This window comes from Emticicia fontis (assembly GCF_054779675.1).
The window spans coordinates 601,464-620,182 of sequence record NZ_BAAGXU010000066.1 but is presented as its reverse complement, the minus strand read 5'-3'; the positions used below and the strand labels follow the sequence as shown (position 1 = coordinate 620,182).

17 protein-coding genes and 1 pseudogene are annotated in these 18,719 nt (G+C 37.4%); 12 read left to right on the top strand and 6 right to left on the bottom strand.

The genetic code is table 11. The annotated features are described in order from the left end of the window. The first annotated feature begins 1 nt into the window (after window position 1). Together ACYVFA_RS27950 and ACYVFA_RS27945 are read left to right on the top strand one after the other, a co-directional pair. On the top strand, window positions 2-2,170 hold the full coding sequence (locus ACYVFA_RS27950; protein ID WP_460475162.1) for an alpha-galactosidase: 2,169 nt from the start codon (window positions 2-4) through the stop codon (window positions 2,168-2,170). A gap of 23 nt (window positions 2,171-2,193) precedes the next feature. Continuing rightward, window positions 2,194-3,153 (top strand): glycoside hydrolase family 18 protein, encoded by a 960-nt coding sequence (locus ACYVFA_RS27945; RefSeq protein WP_460475161.1) that lies wholly within the window; start codon window positions 2,194-2,196, stop codon window positions 3,151-3,153. Window positions 3,154-3,214: 61 nt separating this feature from the next. Here the strand turns inward: ACYVFA_RS27945 and ACYVFA_RS27940 are convergent, their stop codons facing one another. Further along, entirely contained in the window at window positions 3,215-4,402 is a 1,188-nt protein-coding gene (locus tag ACYVFA_RS27940; protein WP_460475160.1) for a DUF5009 domain-containing protein, read from the bottom strand. Window positions 4,403-4,408: 6 nt separating this feature from the next. Next, the gene (locus tag ACYVFA_RS27935; protein WP_460475159.1) at window positions 4,409-5,524 is read right to left on the bottom strand and encodes a family 20 glycosylhydrolase; all 1,116 of its coding nucleotides are present in this window, start codon (window positions 5,522-5,524) and stop codon (window positions 4,409-4,411) included. Window positions 5,525-5,911: 387 nt separating this feature from the next. Here ACYVFA_RS27935 and ACYVFA_RS27930 point away from each other — a divergent pair, with 387 nt between their 5' ends. The 6 genes from ACYVFA_RS27930 to ACYVFA_RS27905 all read left to right on the top strand — a co-directional run bounded on the left by ACYVFA_RS27930 (window position 5,912) and on the right by ACYVFA_RS27905 (window position 11,499). Then, complete coding sequence (locus tag ACYVFA_RS27930) at window positions 5,912-6,931, top strand: Kelch repeat-containing protein (RefSeq protein WP_460475158.1); 1,020 nt, start codon at window positions 5,912-5,914, stop codon at window positions 6,929-6,931. 2 nt (window positions 6,932-6,933) lie between these two features. Then, entirely contained in the window at window positions 6,934-7,626 is a 693-nt protein-coding gene (locus ACYVFA_RS27925; RefSeq protein WP_460475157.1) for a glycosyltransferase family 2 protein, read from the top strand. Continuing rightward, complete coding sequence (locus ACYVFA_RS27920) at window positions 7,610-8,863, top strand: hypothetical protein (RefSeq protein WP_460475156.1); 1,254 nt, start codon at window positions 7,610-7,612, stop codon at window positions 8,861-8,863. The genes ACYVFA_RS27925 and ACYVFA_RS27920 overlap by 17 nt, the downstream gene beginning before the upstream one ends. Before the next feature lie 133 nt (window positions 8,864-8,996). After that, window positions 8,997-9,551, top strand: a complete 555-nt coding sequence (locus tag ACYVFA_RS27915; protein WP_460475155.1) for an RNA polymerase sigma factor — start codon at window positions 8,997-8,999, stop codon at window positions 9,549-9,551. After that, window positions 9,529-10,320 carry a hypothetical protein gene (locus ACYVFA_RS27910; protein ID WP_460475154.1) on the top strand — a complete coding sequence of 264 codons (792 nt, stop codon included), beginning with the start codon at window positions 9,529-9,531 and terminating at the stop codon, window positions 10,318-10,320. Before ACYVFA_RS27915 ends, ACYVFA_RS27910 begins: the two co-directional genes overlap by 23 nt. Before the next feature lie 99 nt (window positions 10,321-10,419). After that, a complete protein-coding gene (locus ACYVFA_RS27905; RefSeq protein WP_460475153.1) occupies window positions 10,420-11,499 on the top strand; it encodes a hypothetical protein in 1,080 nt (359 codons plus the stop codon). Between the two features lie 55 nt (window positions 11,500-11,554). On the opposite strand, the gene ACYVFA_RS27900 is transcribed toward ACYVFA_RS27905, so the two are convergent. Further along, window positions 11,555-12,538, bottom strand: a complete 984-nt coding sequence (locus tag ACYVFA_RS27900; RefSeq protein ID WP_460475152.1) for an alpha-ketoacid dehydrogenase subunit beta — start codon at window positions 12,536-12,538, stop codon at window positions 11,555-11,557. Between the two features lie 157 nt (window positions 12,539-12,695). Here ACYVFA_RS27900 and ACYVFA_RS27895 point away from each other — a divergent pair, with 157 nt between their 5' ends. The 3 genes and pseudogenes from ACYVFA_RS27895 to ACYVFA_RS27885 all read left to right on the top strand — a co-directional run bounded on the left by ACYVFA_RS27895 (window position 12,696) and on the right by ACYVFA_RS27885 (window position 15,399). Continuing rightward, entirely contained in the window at window positions 12,696-13,979 is a 1,284-nt protein-coding gene (locus ACYVFA_RS27895) for a DUF5690 family protein (protein ID WP_460475151.1), read from the top strand. 277 nt (window positions 13,980-14,256) lie between these two features. After that, window positions 14,257-14,619, top strand: a pseudogene (locus tag ACYVFA_RS27890) (REP-associated tyrosine transposase); the annotation flags it as partial. Between the two features lie 90 nt (window positions 14,620-14,709). Continuing rightward, complete coding sequence (locus ACYVFA_RS27885; protein ID WP_460475150.1) at window positions 14,710-15,399, top strand: SAM-dependent methyltransferase; 690 nt, start codon at window positions 14,710-14,712, stop codon at window positions 15,397-15,399. On the opposite strand, the gene ACYVFA_RS27880 is transcribed toward ACYVFA_RS27885, so the two are convergent. Both ACYVFA_RS27880 and ACYVFA_RS27875 read right to left on the bottom strand, forming a co-directional pair. Then, entirely contained in the window at window positions 15,391-16,050 is a 660-nt protein-coding gene (locus ACYVFA_RS27880) for an ATP-binding cassette domain-containing protein (RefSeq protein WP_460475149.1), read from the bottom strand. The genes ACYVFA_RS27885 and ACYVFA_RS27880 overlap by 9 nt on opposite strands. Continuing rightward, window positions 16,047-16,349, bottom strand: coding sequence for a hypothetical protein (locus ACYVFA_RS27875; protein ID WP_460475148.1), 303 nt, complete (start codon window positions 16,347-16,349; stop codon window positions 16,047-16,049). Before ACYVFA_RS27875 ends, ACYVFA_RS27880 begins: the two co-directional genes overlap by 4 nt. A gap of 264 nt (window positions 16,350-16,613) precedes the next feature. Between ACYVFA_RS27875 and ACYVFA_RS27870 the strand changes: the two genes are divergently transcribed. Continuing rightward, complete coding sequence (locus tag ACYVFA_RS27870) at window positions 16,614-17,207, top strand: hypothetical protein (RefSeq protein ID WP_460475147.1); 594 nt, start codon at window positions 16,614-16,616, stop codon at window positions 17,205-17,207. Between the two features lie 57 nt (window positions 17,208-17,264). Here ACYVFA_RS27870 and ACYVFA_RS27865 read toward each other — a convergent pair whose 3' ends face one another. Next, entirely contained in the window at window positions 17,265-18,509 is a 1,245-nt protein-coding gene (locus ACYVFA_RS27865; RefSeq protein ID WP_460475146.1) for a porin family protein, read from the bottom strand. Window positions 18,510-18,719 lie beyond the last annotated feature (210 nt).

Below are 18,719 nucleotides of genomic sequence, written 5' to 3'. Positions count from 1 at the left end.
TATGTTTGCTTCTAAGACTCTACGCCATCTATTATTAACTAGCCTGATAGCGGCTAATACGGTATTTGCCCAATCGCCCAGCAAAGATTGGTTGATTCAACCCTTTACACAAAAAAGCGAGGTAAAAGCTTTGCAAAATGGGAAGCTACTGGAAATCACCAATGGACTCATTACCCGCCAGTTACGGATAAGCCCTAATGCAGCTACAGTCAGTTTTAAGAATCTGACAACTAATGAGCAATTTGTCCGTTCAGTAAGACCCGAAGCAAGTGTGGTGATTAATGGCAAATCGTATAATATTGGAGGGCTATATGGGCAAAAAGAACACGGCTATCTTCTGGAAGAATGGGTAGATACATTTACCAGTCAATCAGAAGATTTTCAATTTATCCGCTACGAAATAGGCGAGGTAAAACCTCATTTCGATTGGAAATCTACTACCTGGACAGCGAATAAAAATCTGCCTGCTGGCAAAAGTTTGATACTGGTATTTAAATCTGATTTGCCTGCATTAAAGGGGATTGAAGTAGCGGTGCATTATGAAATATTTGATGGGATTCCACTTCTGAGCAAATGGGTAAGTATTGAAAATAAATCAAATGGTACTTTTAAGTTGACGCAGGTTGTCAATGAAATATTGGCTACACCGGAAGAGGAATCGGCAGTAGTAGGAAAGCCTGAAAAGATGAAAAAGCCTCAGAAGCTTTACATTGAGAATAACTATGCTTATAACAATGCTATGCGTTATGAACTCTCAGACCAGGCTACCCATTGGAAGATAGATAGTTCTTATACCTCACAGGTTAATTATAATTATGAAACCCCATGCGTTGTAGAAGTGTATCCGAGTTTAGGTGTGGGCATTGATTTAGCTAAGAATGAAAGCTATAAGTCTATCCGTTCTTATGAATTACTTCTGGATAGTTATGATAGAGAACGAAACGGGTTAGCCCGCCGGAAAATGTATCGTACCATTGCTCCATGGACAACCCAGAATCCAATCTTCATGCACCTGATTAGCACTGATCCGACGAAAGTGAAAGCTGTGATTGATCAATGTGCTGAAACAGGTTATGAAATGGTGATTTTAAGTTTTGGAAGTGGGTTAAATATGGAAGATGCTTCGGATGCGAATATCAAAAAGTTTAAGGAACTAGCTGATTATGCGCACAGCAAAGGCATCAAATTAGGGGGGTATTCTTTATTCAGTAGCCGCAGGATTGATGATGAAAACGATGTAATTGATCCTGTGACGGGTTTACCCGATAAAGGTGCCTTCTTTGGCAATGCGCCTTGTCTGGCTAGTAAATGGGGCATCAATTATATTAATAGCTTGAAGAAATTTATTGCAGAAACGGGCTTTGACTTGTTGGAACATGATGGCCCATATCCGGGCGATGTTTGTGCTTCTACCAAGCATCCCGGACATAAGGGTTTAGAAGATTCACAATGGGTGCAGATGCAAATGCAGAAAGAGTTTTACCAATGGCTCAATTCACGGGGTGTTTATATCAATGCTCCTGACTGGTATTTTCTGGATGGTACACATAAGATTGCTCTGGGATATAGAGAGGTGAATTTTTCCTTATCAAGAGAGCAACAGAAGATATTGAACCGACAAAATATTTTTGATGGTACCTGGGACAAAATTCCGTCAATGGGCTGGGGTTTTGTGCCGCTTACCAAGTATCAGGGTGGGGGAGCGGAGGCAGTTTTAGAACCACTAAGTGAACACCTCAACGATTACAAACAATTAATGATGCAATACTATGGCGCAGGTGTGCAAGCCTGTTACCGCGGTCCACGATTATATGATACGGATGCCACTAAACAAGTAGTGATAGAAACCATTAACTGGTATAAAAAACACAGAGATATTCTGAATTCGGATATTATCCATCTTCGTCGCCCTGATGGTAGAGACTGGGATGGGATCATGCATGTGAATCCAGCTTTATCTACCAAAGGCTTGGTGATGCTGTATAATCCATTAAAAGAAGCCATTACCCGGAAAATCAAATTGCCATTATACTATACTGGTCTTACCAAAGAGGCTAAAATAAGAACTGAGAATGGTAAAACAACTATTTACCAGCTCAACAGAGATTATTCCATAGAAATTACCATTCAATTGCCTGCCGAAGGGTATATCTGGTTGGTGATTGAATAATTATAAACCAAATCCAAAGAAAAATGAAAATTAAAAACTTGTTACTGTCTCTATTGATTATCCATGTAACCATTCTTTCCGTATCAGCACAAACCAAAGATTTTAAGGTGGTAGCTTATTATACTCCATCAATTCCCCCTGAAAAATTGCCTTTCAATTTGCTGACGCATATTAATTATGCCTTTGCTATCCCTGCTAAATCAGGAGATACTCTTTTACCAATCAGCCAACCTGAAAACCTGAAGAGTTTAGTGAAAATTGCCCATCAGCATAAAAAATCAGTATTTATCTCCATTGGTGGCTGGGGTATTGGCGATGCGGGCGGAGACGATACCCGTTTCCATAAAATGGCTGAGCGTGCCGAAGGCAGACATACTTTCGTGAAAAACGTGATGCGATTTGTGAGAACTTATCAGGTGGATGGCGTAGATTTAGATTGGGAATACCCGGATGAAAACAGTCCATCAGCAGACCATTATGTGAGTCTGGTTTCTGAATTAGCTGATTCACTCCATAAAAAAGGTAAGAAGCTAACAGCCGCTGTCATCTCTCGTGGTATTAAAGGCGGAGGTATTAAAAAAGAAGCATTTGATAAAATGGACTGGCTGAATCTGATGGCTTATGACGATGATTACGGCCCAAGCTATGTGATAGCGCACTCGCCTTATTCGCTGGCAGTTCAAAGTCTGGACTACTGGATAAAAGAACGTGGTTTACCTGCCCACAAAGCTTTGCTAGGTTTACCATTCTATTCTAAAAAAGGGATGGGTAACTACGGCCCGGGTTATAGTGATTTAATAAAAGACGGGGCAAGTAAATACGATGATTATTGGAAAGGAGCCTTTTATAACGGAACTATTACGATAGAAAACAAAGTGAAATTAGCTAAACAACGCGGTTGTGGCGGGGTAATGATCTGGGAAATCGTGCTTGATACTACGGATGATACTTCGCTGTTAAAAGCTATCCAAAGAAGCAAATAATTATTTTGTATTTTTAGTAGAGACGTATTGCGTCTCTACTAAATAGGATTTATAAGACAACTCATATCTTCAATTTAATACCAATCTTCCCAAGCAAAGCCGTAATCCCGATAATCAGCAAACTAAATACCATAGATTTAATTAAACCTACCATGCCAAAAGTCAGGCTAACAGGCAAAGCAATATAGAACGAGTAAACAATATAGGGTATCAGATAGCAAGTCAACGTACTTGTACCGGCAGGTTTAATGATGTTGAACAAATGGGCTTTATGCTGCAAATCTGTCAACCAGTAAATAAGAGCATAGGTAATAAAGGCTATCCCGCAACAAATAAACACCCAGGGTGGTGTAGCATAAATCTTCGATATAATAAAGAAATTACGTAGGAAGAAACCTATAATCAACATCCCTATACCGATACCAAGGTAGATATAGGTGAGCTTTGTTTTCTTTTCGGCCGTATAAAAATGCTCTAATAGTTTAGTGGCTAATATACCTGTAAAAGTAAAAGCTGAAAAAGCTCCATTCCCTAAAATCCAATCATCAGGACCACCTGGCCATAGTATTTGTAACCATTTGGCATGCCCTGCAATGCAGAGAAGATTAAAAAATAGCCATGCAGCTATTAATAAGGTTGTATTCTTATAGAAGAACAGATAGAGAATAGCACAAGTCAGGTATGTCCAGCCGATAAGCCCCAGAATACCCCACCAATGTAGTTGCATCATGTCTGCTTTTGCACCGCCATCTCCGCCTCTGAACTTATATATAAGAAATAGTAAAATAGCGACTCCCAGCACTTGTAAGGCAATAAAGAGATATTTCTTAGTATCCTCACTTTTAGGATATACGTTCCAGATAAGAAAGAAACCGATAACAGCAACCACCTGAAAAGTTGATTGACTCATGCCAGTTGCCTCAGCATTCAGTTCAGGGATATTTACTGTAAAAAGCCCCATAACTAGCAATGCAATTGACCGCAAAACTATATGCTGAATAATCTGAAAATTATTTTCTCCTTTAGCAATCCTTGCCTTAGTGGCAAAAGGAATAGACATGCCCACAATAAACAGAAAACAAGGGAAAATAATATCTGAAAATCCCAGAAAATCCACATGAGCTTCAGAGTGTTGCAGCCAGTCGGGAATACCTGTCAATGTCCAGAAATCATTTACAAATATCATCAGGAGCATGGTTAATGCCCTGAATACATCAATAGAGGCAATACGTTTAAGTGAAGTTTCCATAGTTTCTTATTTGCTTTCCTCTATTTTCTTAATCTCCTCAAACATAGCCTTAAAACAAGCTGATTGCGTATTCTCTCCAGCCTCGGCATTTACTTTTACTCCATAGAACTCATCCAGAAACTGTCCTGCGCCAGACCATACGGTTTGCATCATGCCTTGAAAACGCTCTTTCATTATAGGTGTAACTGATTTCCTGAATCTGACCATATCCTGCGTTTGTAGTACCGCATTTTTCGGGTTTCTCCATGGGCAGGTGATTACATTCAGCCCTTTTGAAGCAAAAATGACAGCTGTCTGGTCGGGTCTTTCATAGTGCCAGTCGCAAATCATTACGTCTTTTTCTATCAGGTCTATTGCTCTGTAAGTATTATTAAAACTACCTTCCCACATACCAATGCCTGTGGTTTTGCCGTCAATCAATCTGTCGCCCCAAATCCAGAGTTTTCTATTTTTTAAGGCCAGGTGGTTTCTGAGTTTATTCACTTCTCCGGCAAATAATTCTGCTTTATCTCTACCCCCACATCGTGGACATTTATCGTCACCAATATAAAACACCTCATCCATGCCCGCATGAAAAGCGTCTGTTTCAAATACTTCACATATTTCGTCTATTAACTCAAAAACGATTTTATGAACCTCAGGGTGAAGTGGACAATAGCTTTTGCAATACAATCCGTCAGCATTTGGCCATACATATTTTTCAGGCATTTTTACATGTGGCGTTTCATCAAATTGTGGGTATACCTTTAGCAAATTATAGGTAGTTTTAGCCCACGACTGATGCCCTAGTAAGTTGATTTGAGGGATAATACGTATATTGTTTTTCTGGCAAGCTTTTACCATTTTCTTTACCTCTTGTTTTGATAGGGCAATACTATCACGTAATTCAGGGTGGCTTTGAAACTGATAATTCCAGTCTACACGCAATATCAGCGTATTCACTTTTCTTGTAGCTAATTCTTCATTAATAAATTTTACGAAAGTATCTAATTGCTTAGGCTGAGGAGCAGCAATACAAAAGCCTCGAACAGGTAAGAGGCTGTCAATTTTTGATTGTGCCATGAGTGATTCTGAAAACATCAAGCATACAATGGCAATCAACAAAGAAATTTGTCTGACCATAAAGGTGTAGGTTTTTATAGAGCTGAATATGTCCACAAGTTAGAAACACTTTTAAGTAAAAACAAAAGCATAGGCATTTATGATTAAGATAAATTACATAAAGAGCGCAAGGCTATTGTTGGATTTTTTTATTTTGAGCGATTCTATTAAAAATGTAACTTGCACCTTGATTGATTCAGACTTTACTGCAAGTCTGAATCAATTACACCTAGCCATAATTTTTCATTGAAAATGTACACAACTCTTTCATCGCTGTTGTTCTCGTTTTTTGTCTAAGTATTGGTTGATTCTAGAGCTTTATCACTTATTATTTCAAAATTGAAACCTGTTTTTAGCATTACCGAAACGTAATGCCCGAATGCCCTATATACGTAACCCTAAACTTTAATGAAGAAATATCTCATTCTTTTCTCAGTGATGCTTATTGTTTTTTTTCTTGCCAAATGGTGGTTTGTCTCTTGGAGCCTCTTTCCATTATCATCATCAATTGAATCAACAAATGGAACATTTACTTTAGAAAATGAATTGCCGGATCCAAGAACTGAAGCAGGAGGAATTACCCATAATGGTTCATTTTACATTTTCGGCGGCATCAACCAATTCGGACAAACACTTTTGAGTTCGTATAAATATTCTTCTCAAACAAAAGTGTGGGAGAAAATCAAAGATACCCCACAGCCGATTAATCATGTAGGCGTGGTACAGGATAATAAATATGTTTATCTGGTTGGAGGCTTTAAACCCTTATCATTGAGAATAAGAGGCTTTATGTTTGCCAACTGGGAGCCACTCAATACTTTATATCGCTATAATCCTGCTGCAAATAGTTGGGAAACCTTAGCTTCTATGCCTGAGGCACGAGGTGCAGGTGGCGTATGTATCAGTAATGATACAATTTGGTATGTTGGTGGTATCAATCCAGATAAGGCTATTTCGAATGCTTTATTTGGCTACTCGATAAAAAATAACCAATGGTTTACTGCACCATCAATGGAGCATCCCCGTGACCACCTAAGAGCAGAAAGTGTCAATGGGAAAGTGTATGCTCTTTCAGGAAGAAAAGATGATTTAAGATTTAATCTGGCTTTTGTAGAAGAGTATAATCCTGCCACAAAAAAATGGACAAGAATGGCGGATATTCCGACACCGAGAGGAGGATTTGGTTCTTCTGTACATAACAATAAAATCTATACCTATGGAGGAGAAAATGTGTGGAGTTGCTTTAATGTAATGGAGGTTTTTGACCCTGAAACAAACAAATGGGAAAAATATGATCCTATTCCCGAGGCTCGTCATGGAATCATCAGTGGCTGGATAGGCGACCAACTACATCTGGTGTCAGGTGGTAGGCATCCAAGATTATCTATTAGTGGGATTCATCGGGTATATACATCCAAAAAACAGTAATCATGAAAGACATTTCATTAATTATATTAGCGTATAACGATGCCAATTCATTACTGAAGCTTGTGCCTGATGCTTATGCAATCTTAGCGTCAAATTTTGATAAATTTGAATTAATAGTTATTGATGATTCCAGTACAGATAATACTCTGAAGCTTATGGAGTCATTCAAAAAGGAATATAAAAATCTAGTTTATGAAAGAAATGCTACCAATGGAGGAGTAGGATATACTTTTCAGAAAGGTGTAAACTTAGCACGATATAATTGGGTTGCTTACACAGATGGAGATGGACAATTCAATCTGAATGATTTAGTAAATTTGTATAATTTTAAGGGACAATATGATATAGTATCCGGAAACAGAGAAATGAGGGCAGATGGTGTGAAAAGATGGATTATATCTAAAGTATATAATCACATGCTAAAAAGGCTCTTTCATGTAAAACTGAAAGATACGAATTCAGCACTAAAAATTTATAAAAGAGAAATTTTCGACGAAGTGTTGCCTCTGCAATCACATGATGGATTTTATGATGCTGAGATTATCATAAAATCTATGCGGGCAGATTATAGAATCAAGGAAGTACCCATTACACATTATTCTCGACAGTATGGTGTAGCGAGTGGTGTGAAATTGAAAAGTATCACAAGTGTTTTCAAATCTATGCTACGTTTCTGGTATGATTCAAAAAAATAGTGCTGTTGTATATATTACTATATTGGCCTGGGTTTCTCTGATATTTCTTATCATTTTTTCACCTGACAGATTTATACAGGCCGAGTCAATTTATTACGAGAATTTACATTCGAAGTTCCCTCCATTTTCTATCGAATTTATCAGAGATTATAAAGGAACGGCAGGTATAATCACCACCTGGTTTAATCTGCTTATAATAGATATTACCCAGGGAAACATTGTCAGAATGAGAGTTTTTAACCTTTTTTGGCTGTTTTTTACTGCTTTGCTATTTAGTAAAAGTCTTAAAGATGAAACACAAAACACAGATAAATTTTTAGGCTACACACTTGTTCTTACTCCTTATGTTTTCCAGATGACCGGAAGAGTGATGGGAGATTATCCGACTTTCTTTTTTGGATTTGCCTTCTATGTTTTATTGAATAAACTCGATAAAGTTTATAAAGAGTGGTATTGGTATCTGCTAACAGGTCTATGTGGCTCCCTTGCTATAGCCGGAAAACAAACCTTTATTTTCTTATTAATTTTTCTGATATACTTTATTATCACCACTAAAGGTAACTATTGGAAAAAAGCGATGCTGCTCATAAGCACTTGCGCTTTACCAGCTTATTTCTATTGGATATGGGGTGGACTTTTGCCTAAAAGCTCCTCATATAATCATGAAAAAATGGTAAATGTAGATTTTATCTATGTGTTTGTTTTTCTGTTGGCCCTGGTAATGCTGTTTTTCAGTAGTTATATAAAAGATTTTGTGATTAAAAACATAAAGTATTTCCTTTTAATAACGATTGCTGTCCATTTGATATTCGGTGTTGTTGTTCCTTTTCCTTTCCTTAAATCATACATCATACAATTATCAGGTTTATCTTTTTTTATTCTCATTAAATATAGCTGGAGTATCATCATGATATTATCTGCCCTGATAGGAACAGCTTTCTTTTATAGATGTTGTGTAGAGATTTTGCCGAATAGAAAAAATATTCCTCTGATTCTCTTTGTATGCTTATGTCTTTTGGCTACCTCCAGAGTTCCTTATTTTCAGGGAAGATATTTAGCCTTAATTGTGCCTTTTATTCTGATGATATTTTTTAAGGCTAAAAAGTCAAGCATTACTCCATTGACTGCCTTTATTGGATACCTGTTTAATTTAGGAACAATCTTAATTTTGTATCATACTGTAGTAATTACCGACACTATTCAATTATTGTTGAAAAGCGTAGGGGTTGAAAAATGATAATAAACTGACTCTGTGCAGATTATAACTTTATACTGATTTCTTGGGAAAATATAAGATCTGCGATTTTTTTTACTAACACATACAACTTTTTGTGTCTTTTCTGCATTTACTCTAAAAGCCCTGTTTAAACTTGGTTCTAACCTCTACAATCGAACGTTTGCGACACAAAGACGCTGCTGCTCAGAAAGAAATATTTGAGCAATATGGTAGCTTTTTGTATCGTATAGCCTACCGGTATGTTCGGGAACGTATGTTGGCCGAAGATTTGATGGTGGAGTCTTTTTTGAAGATTTTTGAGGGGATTACTAATTTCAGGTTTGATAATCTGAGATCCTTTGAAGCATGGATGAAGAAAATTGTGGTAAACGAAGCGCTGATGCTGTTGCGTCGCCAAGCCAGTTTTCATCTGATGCCCGAGAGTGAAGCAATCGAAATACCGATTGACGATAATGTATTAGATAAGATTTCGACTGAGGAGATTTATCGGCTCATAGCCGAGCTGCCTGATGGTTATCGCACGGTTTTTAACCTATATGCCATTGAAGGCTACACGCATAAGGAAATTGCTGAACAACTGCATATCAGTGAGGGGACCTCAAAGTCGCAGTTGAATCATGCCCGAAAATTATTACAAAAGAAAATATTAATGACCGACAAAAGTCATGCAAGCAGAGGAATTCTATAATAAAATCCGTGAAAATCTCGACAATTCTGACTTTACTCCTGACTGGAATAAAAGTGAGGTTTGGCAACGCATTGAAAAGAAAGATGAGAACAAGGTTCCATCGTTCTGGTTAGGTGCCGTGGCTGCTGGCATTGTGATGGCAAGTTTATTTGGTGGGTATCTATTAATCGAAAATAGAAATACTATTACCAGTGACCCTAATGTAAAAAACCAAGATGCTACTAAGTCTGCACAACTGATTTTACCTGAAAAAACTACTGCTATATCTGTAGCAGAAATACCCGAAAATAGTAAAGAAACTCAAGAAAATCGCCCGGTTCACAAAAGAATCATTCAGCCTGTACATGAAGTAGAACAACAAGCTATTGCTGAAAATGAAGTGCCTAACGAAGAGTTTAATAATATGGTAACCACTGAGGGTGGCGAGCAGGAGTTTAGTTATAATAATGTAACCTCAAGAAACGAACCTGCTTTTGTACGCCCGGTTATTTTTGATGCACCGATTATATTCAGACCTAATAAAGTGGCAGAAAAACCTGCCGCAGCACCCGCTAAACGTGAACGTGTAGCTATTCTGGAGATTCCTGAAGACCAGGAAGATTATGTAATAGCTCCGAAAGAAAAGAAGAAGAAACGCAACGAACGTTTAGCGAAGCAAGTAGAGAAGACCCCTGAGGCTACAGACCCTAATAAGCCCAATAAAATATGGGCATTTGTGAAGCAAAGTTTCAAAAATGAAACAATGCCTGCCGATTCTACAATTAAGTAAAACTGTTTACATTGATTGAAAATATATCTGCCAAACCAATGGTTGTTTGCGTAGTTATATGTCTATGAACGTATTTTAAGAATGCTGACCTGCTTCCACATGAAAAAGATTTTCTTCTTACTGCTTTTTGCCATAAGTGCCGATACTTATGCATCCCTGTTTATTGATAAAGTCGACGTAGATTCGATAGTTATCAACATTGGAAAACGAAAAAGAATCGTTTTGTGGGGAGAATCCAAAGAAGACCTCAAAGCACTGGAGAAATACGATTTAAACAGAATGGTGAAGCAGATGAATCAGGATCTGGAGGAAATGCCGTCTAATGTCAGAAGAAGCATCCGTCAGGATTATGAGGGGAACAATTATACTAAAGAGGCTACTCGCCAGCGAGAACTCGAGGGGTTGACTCCCTGGCAAAGGCTCACACGCAATACTTATCTGAATTTTTCATTTGGCTTTACTTCGGTCAAATATCTGCAAAGAGGTAGTTCGGCTTTTAAAAACAGCGACGAGCTTTTCAGATATAAAACTCTGGCCTCTCCCAGTCTGAGTATAGGTCTTACCAGGCAGGAAAGTTTCATTCGTACAGGGCATAAAGAAGTGCTATTAAGATATGGATTTGACATTAACTGGTATTATCTGAGCAGTGTAAGCACCAGAAAAACTTCTTATTTGCTAAGAGTCAATAATGCCAATACGAGTGTATATGACACCGTGGCAATTTATCGGCCTGCAACTAATGGTAATTACTATACGGTTGAAAACTACGTGAGTTCAGATAATATCAAGCGAGACCCCGAAAGCACATCCAATCAGTCTCTGTTTTATGCCAACTTTAAGATTAATCCAACCATTAATTTTTACGGGGCTGATAATCAGAAGACTTTTCATTTCGGCTTTGGTGCCTATATCGGGCGTTTGATAGGAGGAAGCCAGATTCTTTCTGAGATTAAGGCTATTAACCAGAGAGAAGGGAAAGTTCCTATCAGAAGCAGTGATAATCCCTACCGTTATGGTTTGATTTTAAATATAGGATATAAGGCATTCAGCTTGTTTTTGGAAGGAGATGTCAATAATTTCTTTCAACGCCGTGATACCCGTAATGGTTTTCTTCCTTACGAAGCATCAGACAAATGGTCACAGAATCTGACAACATTTGGCATCAGGATAGGCCGATAACAATAATCCCCGAATCGCTCCGGGGATTATCTATTTCAAGTAGAGATTTTCTATCTTATTTTTTATACATTACGCTTTTCACTGCATCAATGGTACGTTTTACGTTAGGTAAAGTTGCTTCAATCAATGTCGGTGCATAGTGTAGAGGTATATCCATATTATTCACACGAATTACCGGAGCATCCAGATAATCGAAAGCATAACGTTGCAAGTGGTAAGTGATTTCAGAAGAAATCGCTGCCAATGGCCATGCTTCTTCTACTACTACACAACGATTTGTTTTCTTCACTGAGTTGATAACAGTAGCGTAGTCGATTGGTCTTACAGTACGTAAGTCAATCAATTCAGCTTTGATACCCTCTTTTTCTAATTCAGCAATTGCAGGTAATACTACTCTTGGAATCATTTTACCAAATGAAACGATAGTTACATCAGAACCTTCTTTCAATACATTGGCTTGTCCAAGTGGGATTAAGTATTCTTCTTCAGGAACTCCACCTTTATCACCATACATCACCTCCGATTCCATAAAGATAACAGGGTCATTATCTCTGATAGAAGATTTCAATAAACCTTTCGCATCATAAGGGCTATGAGGCACTACTACTTTCAAACCCGGAGTATTGGCAAACCAGTTCTCGAAGTTTTGAGAGTGTTGTGCACCTAATTGTCCGGCATTACCAGTTGGCCCACGGAATACAATCGGACAAGTGTATTGACCGGCTGACATGGCCATCATTTTTGCGGCAGAGTTAATAATCTGGTCGATGGCTACTAACGAGAAGTTAAAAGTCATGAACTCAATAATCGGACGCAAACCATTGGCTGCTGCACCTACGCCAATACCTGCAAAACCAAGCTCGGCAATAGGGGTGTCAATTACACGTTTAGGGCCAAATTCATCAAGCATTCCTTGGCTCACTTTATAGGCACCGTTGTATTCGGCTACTTCTTCACCCATCAGAAAAACGTTTTCGTCACGTCTCATCTCTTCTGAAAGGGCTTCGCGCAGGGCTTCTCTAAATTGTATCTCTCTCATGTATTTTGGCTTAGAATAAAAGCTAATTTTTTGGTGTAAAATTAGGTAATTCCGATTGAATTCTCAAATTTGCATGAATATACATCTATGAAAATTTCATTAATCTTCTCTGATCGGGTCTCAGAAGAGCTTTGAATCACCCTACACTTCATACACTATGCAAAAACTAAAGGCCTATTTAGCCATTCATACATGGGCATTTACGCTATTTACCTCTCTTGCTGCTTTTTTTACGTACCTATGTTTTTATCCTTTCAGGCGTGCCTACACAGCCGCTACCTACGACGAACTTTTTTACTTTGGAGTGAATTATAAAATCCTCATTATCACCGCACAGGTATTAGGCTTTGCGGTTTCCAAAGGTTTGGGTATTAAATATGTCTCCGAAATGCAGCCCGCTAACCGGGCAAAAAATCTTATCATCATTATTCTGCTATCATGGCTTTGTTATCTGTTTTTCGCCTTAGTGCCAGCGCCTTATAACCTCTTTTTTATCTTTCTGGCAAGTTTGCCTTTGGGAATGGTCTATGGGATTATGCTTGGATTCCTGGAGGGTAGGAGAGTAACCGATCTATTAGTAGCAGTACTAACAGCCTCATTCATAATGGGCTCAGGCTTCGCCAAGAGCATAGGTAAATGGGTGATGACAAGCTTAGAGGTAAGCGAATTCTGGATGCCTTTTGTGGCTTGTGCTATTATGCTTGCCCCTTTTAGTTTTTGTGTATGGCTGATGGGGCAAATCCCTCCACCAAACTTGGAAGACAAGGCCAGTCGCTCAGAAAGGAAACCTATGCAAAAAGAAGACAGACGGGCTTTTATTAAGGAGTTTACGCTAAGCCTTACCATTTTTGTTATCTCTTATATATTGCTCACAACCTTCCGTGAGTTCAGGGATAATTTTGCTCCTGAAATATGGAAGACTTTAGGCTATGGGAATAATTCTGCCATTTTTACGCAAACCGAAATTCCCATTGCTATTACCGTTTTGCTGATGATGGCTGCTATGCGCTGGGTGCAAAATAACTATAAAGCTTTTGTAATTATTGAGTGTCTGATGGTATTAGGTGGCGCTTTAATTGGCATCAGCACTTTACTTTATCAACAAGGTGTTCTATCTCCTGTGAGTTGGTTAACATTGCTGGGCTTAGGATTGTATATGGCCTATGCCATGTGCAATAGTCTTTATTTTGAACGGATGATTGCTGCGTTTAAACAATCGGGTACTGTGGGTTTTATGATTACCTTTGCCGATTATTATGCTTATCTGGGGAGTATTCTTGTACTTTTTTATAAGAACTTCTTTCAAAAAAGCATCAATTATCACGAATTTTTCATTTATCTGTCTTATACTATCTCAGTTGTTTACATAATTCTGATTTTATTTTCTATGTGGAATCTGAAGTTGTATCACGATTTTTTAAATCGTATAAAAGAAAAGTAAAATGTACAAAATCAAAGAAGAATATCGGAGATATTTGCCACATTTTTAGCCAACAAATGATTTGGCTTATTTTGTTACAGCTCGTTTAGTTGATAGTCTGCCAAAGTCAATTATTGAAGAATTGCATCAAGATAATGAGAAATCTTTGATTAACATTAACTCTTTGGAAATACTTACTGAAAAGAAATTAGAATTGGTAGACGAGCAAAACAGAAGATATTTTGGAAAATTTGATTAATTACTAGATACTCAACTTAATGAACCTCATTGGTTTAGAAGCCCTACTATTGCTCAACTTGCCTATGATAGTTTTTTATATTTTCACTCAAAACGATATGAAATGATATGTTTTACTATAATGTCGAATCATGTTCATTTACTATTTTGGTTGAATGAAGATAGAGCGTTATATGGAGTTATGCATTCACTGAAAAGGTATATTGCCAATAAAGCTAATCAATTACTTGACAGAGAAGGAGCATTCTGGGCACGTGAAAGTTATGACCGTGCAGTAAGAAATAATCAAGAATTAAAGAGAATTATACATTATATTTTGATGAACCCTGTAAAGGCAGGAGTAGTAAAAAATTGGGAAGATTATCCCTGGACTTTTGTTAATGAAAAATACTTCCCTTTTTAATTTGTATCACGATTTTTCAAATCGTTTCTTTTATCAGATACTTTTAAACGATTTAAAAAATCGTGATACATATAATCGTAAAGCATATATATGACCATATTCTTAATCCCAACCATATTAGCTCCCGATACCCAAGACAATGTCTTATCTCCTCAGATTATTGAGGTAGTAAAGCATCTGAATACCTTTTTTGTAGAAGACCTGCGCACAGCCAGACGATTTATCAGCAGCCTGAAACTTGGTAAAGTAATTGATGAACTGACTTTCTTCGAATTGAATAAAGATACCCCACAGGAGCAGACAATGGCTCAATTGAAGAAACTGAAAACTGATGCAGGGATTATCAGCGAAGCAGGATGTCCGGGTATTGCTGACCCTGGGGCTGTGGCTGTTGGCTTTTCACATCAATTAGGCTATAAAGTAAGACCTTTAGTTGGGCCTAGTTCTATTTTATTGGCCCTGATGGGTTCAGGATTTAACGGGCAGAGCTTTACTTTTCATGGTTATTTACCTATTGAAAAAGCTGCAAAAATAAAAGCCCTTAAAAATCTGGAGCAGACAGCTAAAACCAAGCAGCAGACACAGATTTTTATGGAAACGCCTTATCGCAATAATCAATTATTAGAAGATGCACTACAAAATCTTCATCCTGAAACATTGCTATGTATCGCTGCTAACATCACAGCCGAAGACGAATTAATCAGAACGCTACCAGTTCGGGAATGGAAAAAACAAAAACCTGATTTGCACAAAAAGCCAACTATCTTTTTATTACTCTAGTATATACCCATGCCTTATCAAATCGTCATGCGTATGTATTTTGAAGGTTTTACCATCTCTGATTAAGTATAAATCATCGCTTACTTCCATGATATGCTTATAGAGGTGGTCGGTTATGATGATTCCTTTTTTATGTTTCTCCCTGTTGATGATTTCTTTTAATTTTTCCACATGCAAAGGCATAATATGTGAGAATGGCTCATCTAATATAACAAACTTTACCTCTGATAATAGGACAACAATTGCCTCAAACAAGCGGATTTCACCACCTGATAAGCTGCTTAATTTTTGATACTGATACTTTTCAATAATTGGAAACTCATTTACAATATCGTTGAATGAAACTTTAAATAAATGACATATCACCTGAATGCTAAGTCGTTTAGGAATAAAGGTTTTTTGAGGTAAATATCTGATGGCATCGGGCATCGTTAATAAAGACGCCTGATACTGCTTATTAAGTCTGACTGACTGGAAATTACCCCTCAACGAACCAAAGATAATCCTCATCAGACTGCTTTTGCCACAGCCATTCCTGCCTAAAAAGCCTGTTACTTTACCTGTCTCAGCCTTTACATATACATCAGAAAGAATAGTGCGGGTATTGTACTCTAGATAAACACTATCGGCTTCTAGTAAATCTTTTGTCATAACAGGTCGATTAGTTTTAAGAGTATAATGAAGAGCATTAAATCAAAACCAAGAACAATCAGAATCAATTGGTTGGGCTTAATACCAAGATTTTCATAAAACGGAAATTCATCTATCCGATAGAGGAATTTTAACAAGATAGCTGTCAGAACCAAAGTCAGGGTTTTGGAGAAAATGAATAGTGCCTTACCTTCCTGAAATTGGTGATAAGTATAGAGAAGCCCAAAACTAGCTAATAATGTAAATGGGCAAATGCTTTTATAATATACCCAGAGTGCCTGTAATTTTATCTTTATCATTTTATAGCAGAACTACTTCTTTATCATCATATGTATGGAGTAATTCCGGCTATAAAAGTCTTGGTTAATAGTTGATTATCAAAAAAAGTGAGATTGATTTAATATATTTTAACAGATGAATTGCCTTCTCGCAAACTCCAGATAGGCTTATTTAACTCTGGCATAATTTTTTATATGATTTATTAAGCTTATATACATTTAGATAGAAGGGCTTATTTAAATAATTATGCTGTAATATTTTAGAAACACAAATTAATGCAAACCATGAAAACTATTGTTCCGGCGCAAAGAGAAGGCAATGCCTACGATACTATTTCTGAAAGGATTTTTCCTACTGAAAAATTGGCTAAATCGCATTTTCATGTAGTCAAAGACAGGCTTCTGGCTATAAATCATTGGCATGATTTGGGGGGGGGAGAAAAAGCGACGTTTGAGTTGATTGATGCCAGAGGAGAGCACGTAGAGCGTATACCTGCTATAGGGGATTATATAAAGATTGATATTCCGGGGCCAATGAATCAGTCGGGAGATGGGTTTGACTGGGTAAAAATTGAAGATATTATGGATGATGAGGAAATACATGAGGAATTTATTTCCATACGTGTAAGACCGTCATCAAATCCTCAGCATAATAAGGGAGAAACAGCGCACTTTTTTGACGATTCTGCAACCAGTACTTTTATCATAAAAAGAGAAAGTAATAGAATAACTGCCGAAGTCCACGGCCGGAATGAAAAGCCTAATCTGGAAGAAGTAAGCCTGATGGATAAAATCAGAAACACTTTTGTAGCCTTTGGTGGAATTCTTGGTGCCAGCAAGATTCAGTGGAAAAGTTTTACGGACGGTCTTTTAGCCTAAGCCTGATATTCGCTCAGAAAAAAGCTTCTCTTATCATTGAAATTGTGTAGAATAGGATTATTGAGGAACCTGCCCGAAATTCCATTTGGCTAATAATTCATAACGATTGGTAGGGGCAATACTTAAAATATCGGCCGAAAAACCATTGCCCAAACAAGCTCTACCTTCTATCATGAGCCTTTTGCCTCTTACGCCAAGCCCGGCAATGAGACCTTGTTCGCTTCTTCGGTCAAAAGCTGAGACAAGTTCAGATTTCCCGCCGTCAACATCTTCAACAATACTTCTGTCGTTGACGATGAAAGCATTTGATATACCTCCTAAAACATAGATTGAGGGTTTGCCTACATAAAATGTATATCTGAATAAGTTCTGGATACCTACATAGCGTATATCATAACGAAAACGACTTTCCACATCTGTTGCAGTACTTTTCAATGCATAGGTATGAATCTCGTTCTGAATGGCAAATTTGCCTCTGCCCCGGGCAAAAACATAATTCAGGAATACCCCTCCGGCAGGAGTGATGCTGCCTGTGCCCTGCACATATACATAATTAGGTGAAACAGAGGTAGAAATAATATGTTTGATGCGCGAATACCCAATACCGGCTGCCACTCCATATTCCCACCTACCCCGGCTGGTTTGTGCGATTTCAGGTTTCAGGATAATCTTGAAGCAATCATTATAACTATCTACCAGTTTTTTGATGTCTTTGGCATAATAGTCGGCACTCTGAACCGGAAGCTTTTTGCAGGCATCATTCAGTATATCCGATAACTGTATCTGATATTGTTTGATTTTAGCTGTCTGGTTTCCGGTTTCGATGATATGATAGACAAGTGGCTCGACAGTATTGCCTTGCTTAATTAAAAAATGCTCTTCTGAATCTTTATCTACAAAATTATAAAGTATGGCTTTCCCCTTTGATAAAACTCTTACAAAAGCACTTTTTTGAATTAATTTTTTTGTACGATTATAATAAGCACTTAAACTTGGGAAGACAACTTTACTGCCATTTCTGGGTAGTTTTTCGATGGCAAAACTTAATGAAGTATAGGTTTCCTGGTTAAAATCTATGATAAAGCCACTCAACTCAGTACTGCTGTAAACAAAACTGGGTTGACTCATTTCTCTCTTGAAAAAAATTTCAAGAGGGCTTTTAATCCATTCCTTATAGTCAATATAGCCACTCAGGGTATCTTTATCTGCCGTTATTAATTTTCCTTTGATGAAGTTTCTTTGAGCAAGGCAAAATTTGGCAATAAAGATTAACAAGAGTGTGGTTGTTAGTTTGATTCTCATAAATCCAGCATTCCCTTATTCAAAGTTATTGAAATAATACCTTTATTACTCAAAATTTGAATAAAAAATATTCAATAGCGAATAAACGTAAAATTTTATATTGAAGCAACTAAATGCTTGATTCTTATATAGTTAGGTATTTCTAACTATACGTTATGCTTTTTGGTGAATTTGACAATTTATCTTTATTTCAGAAAATAGAAAGATACT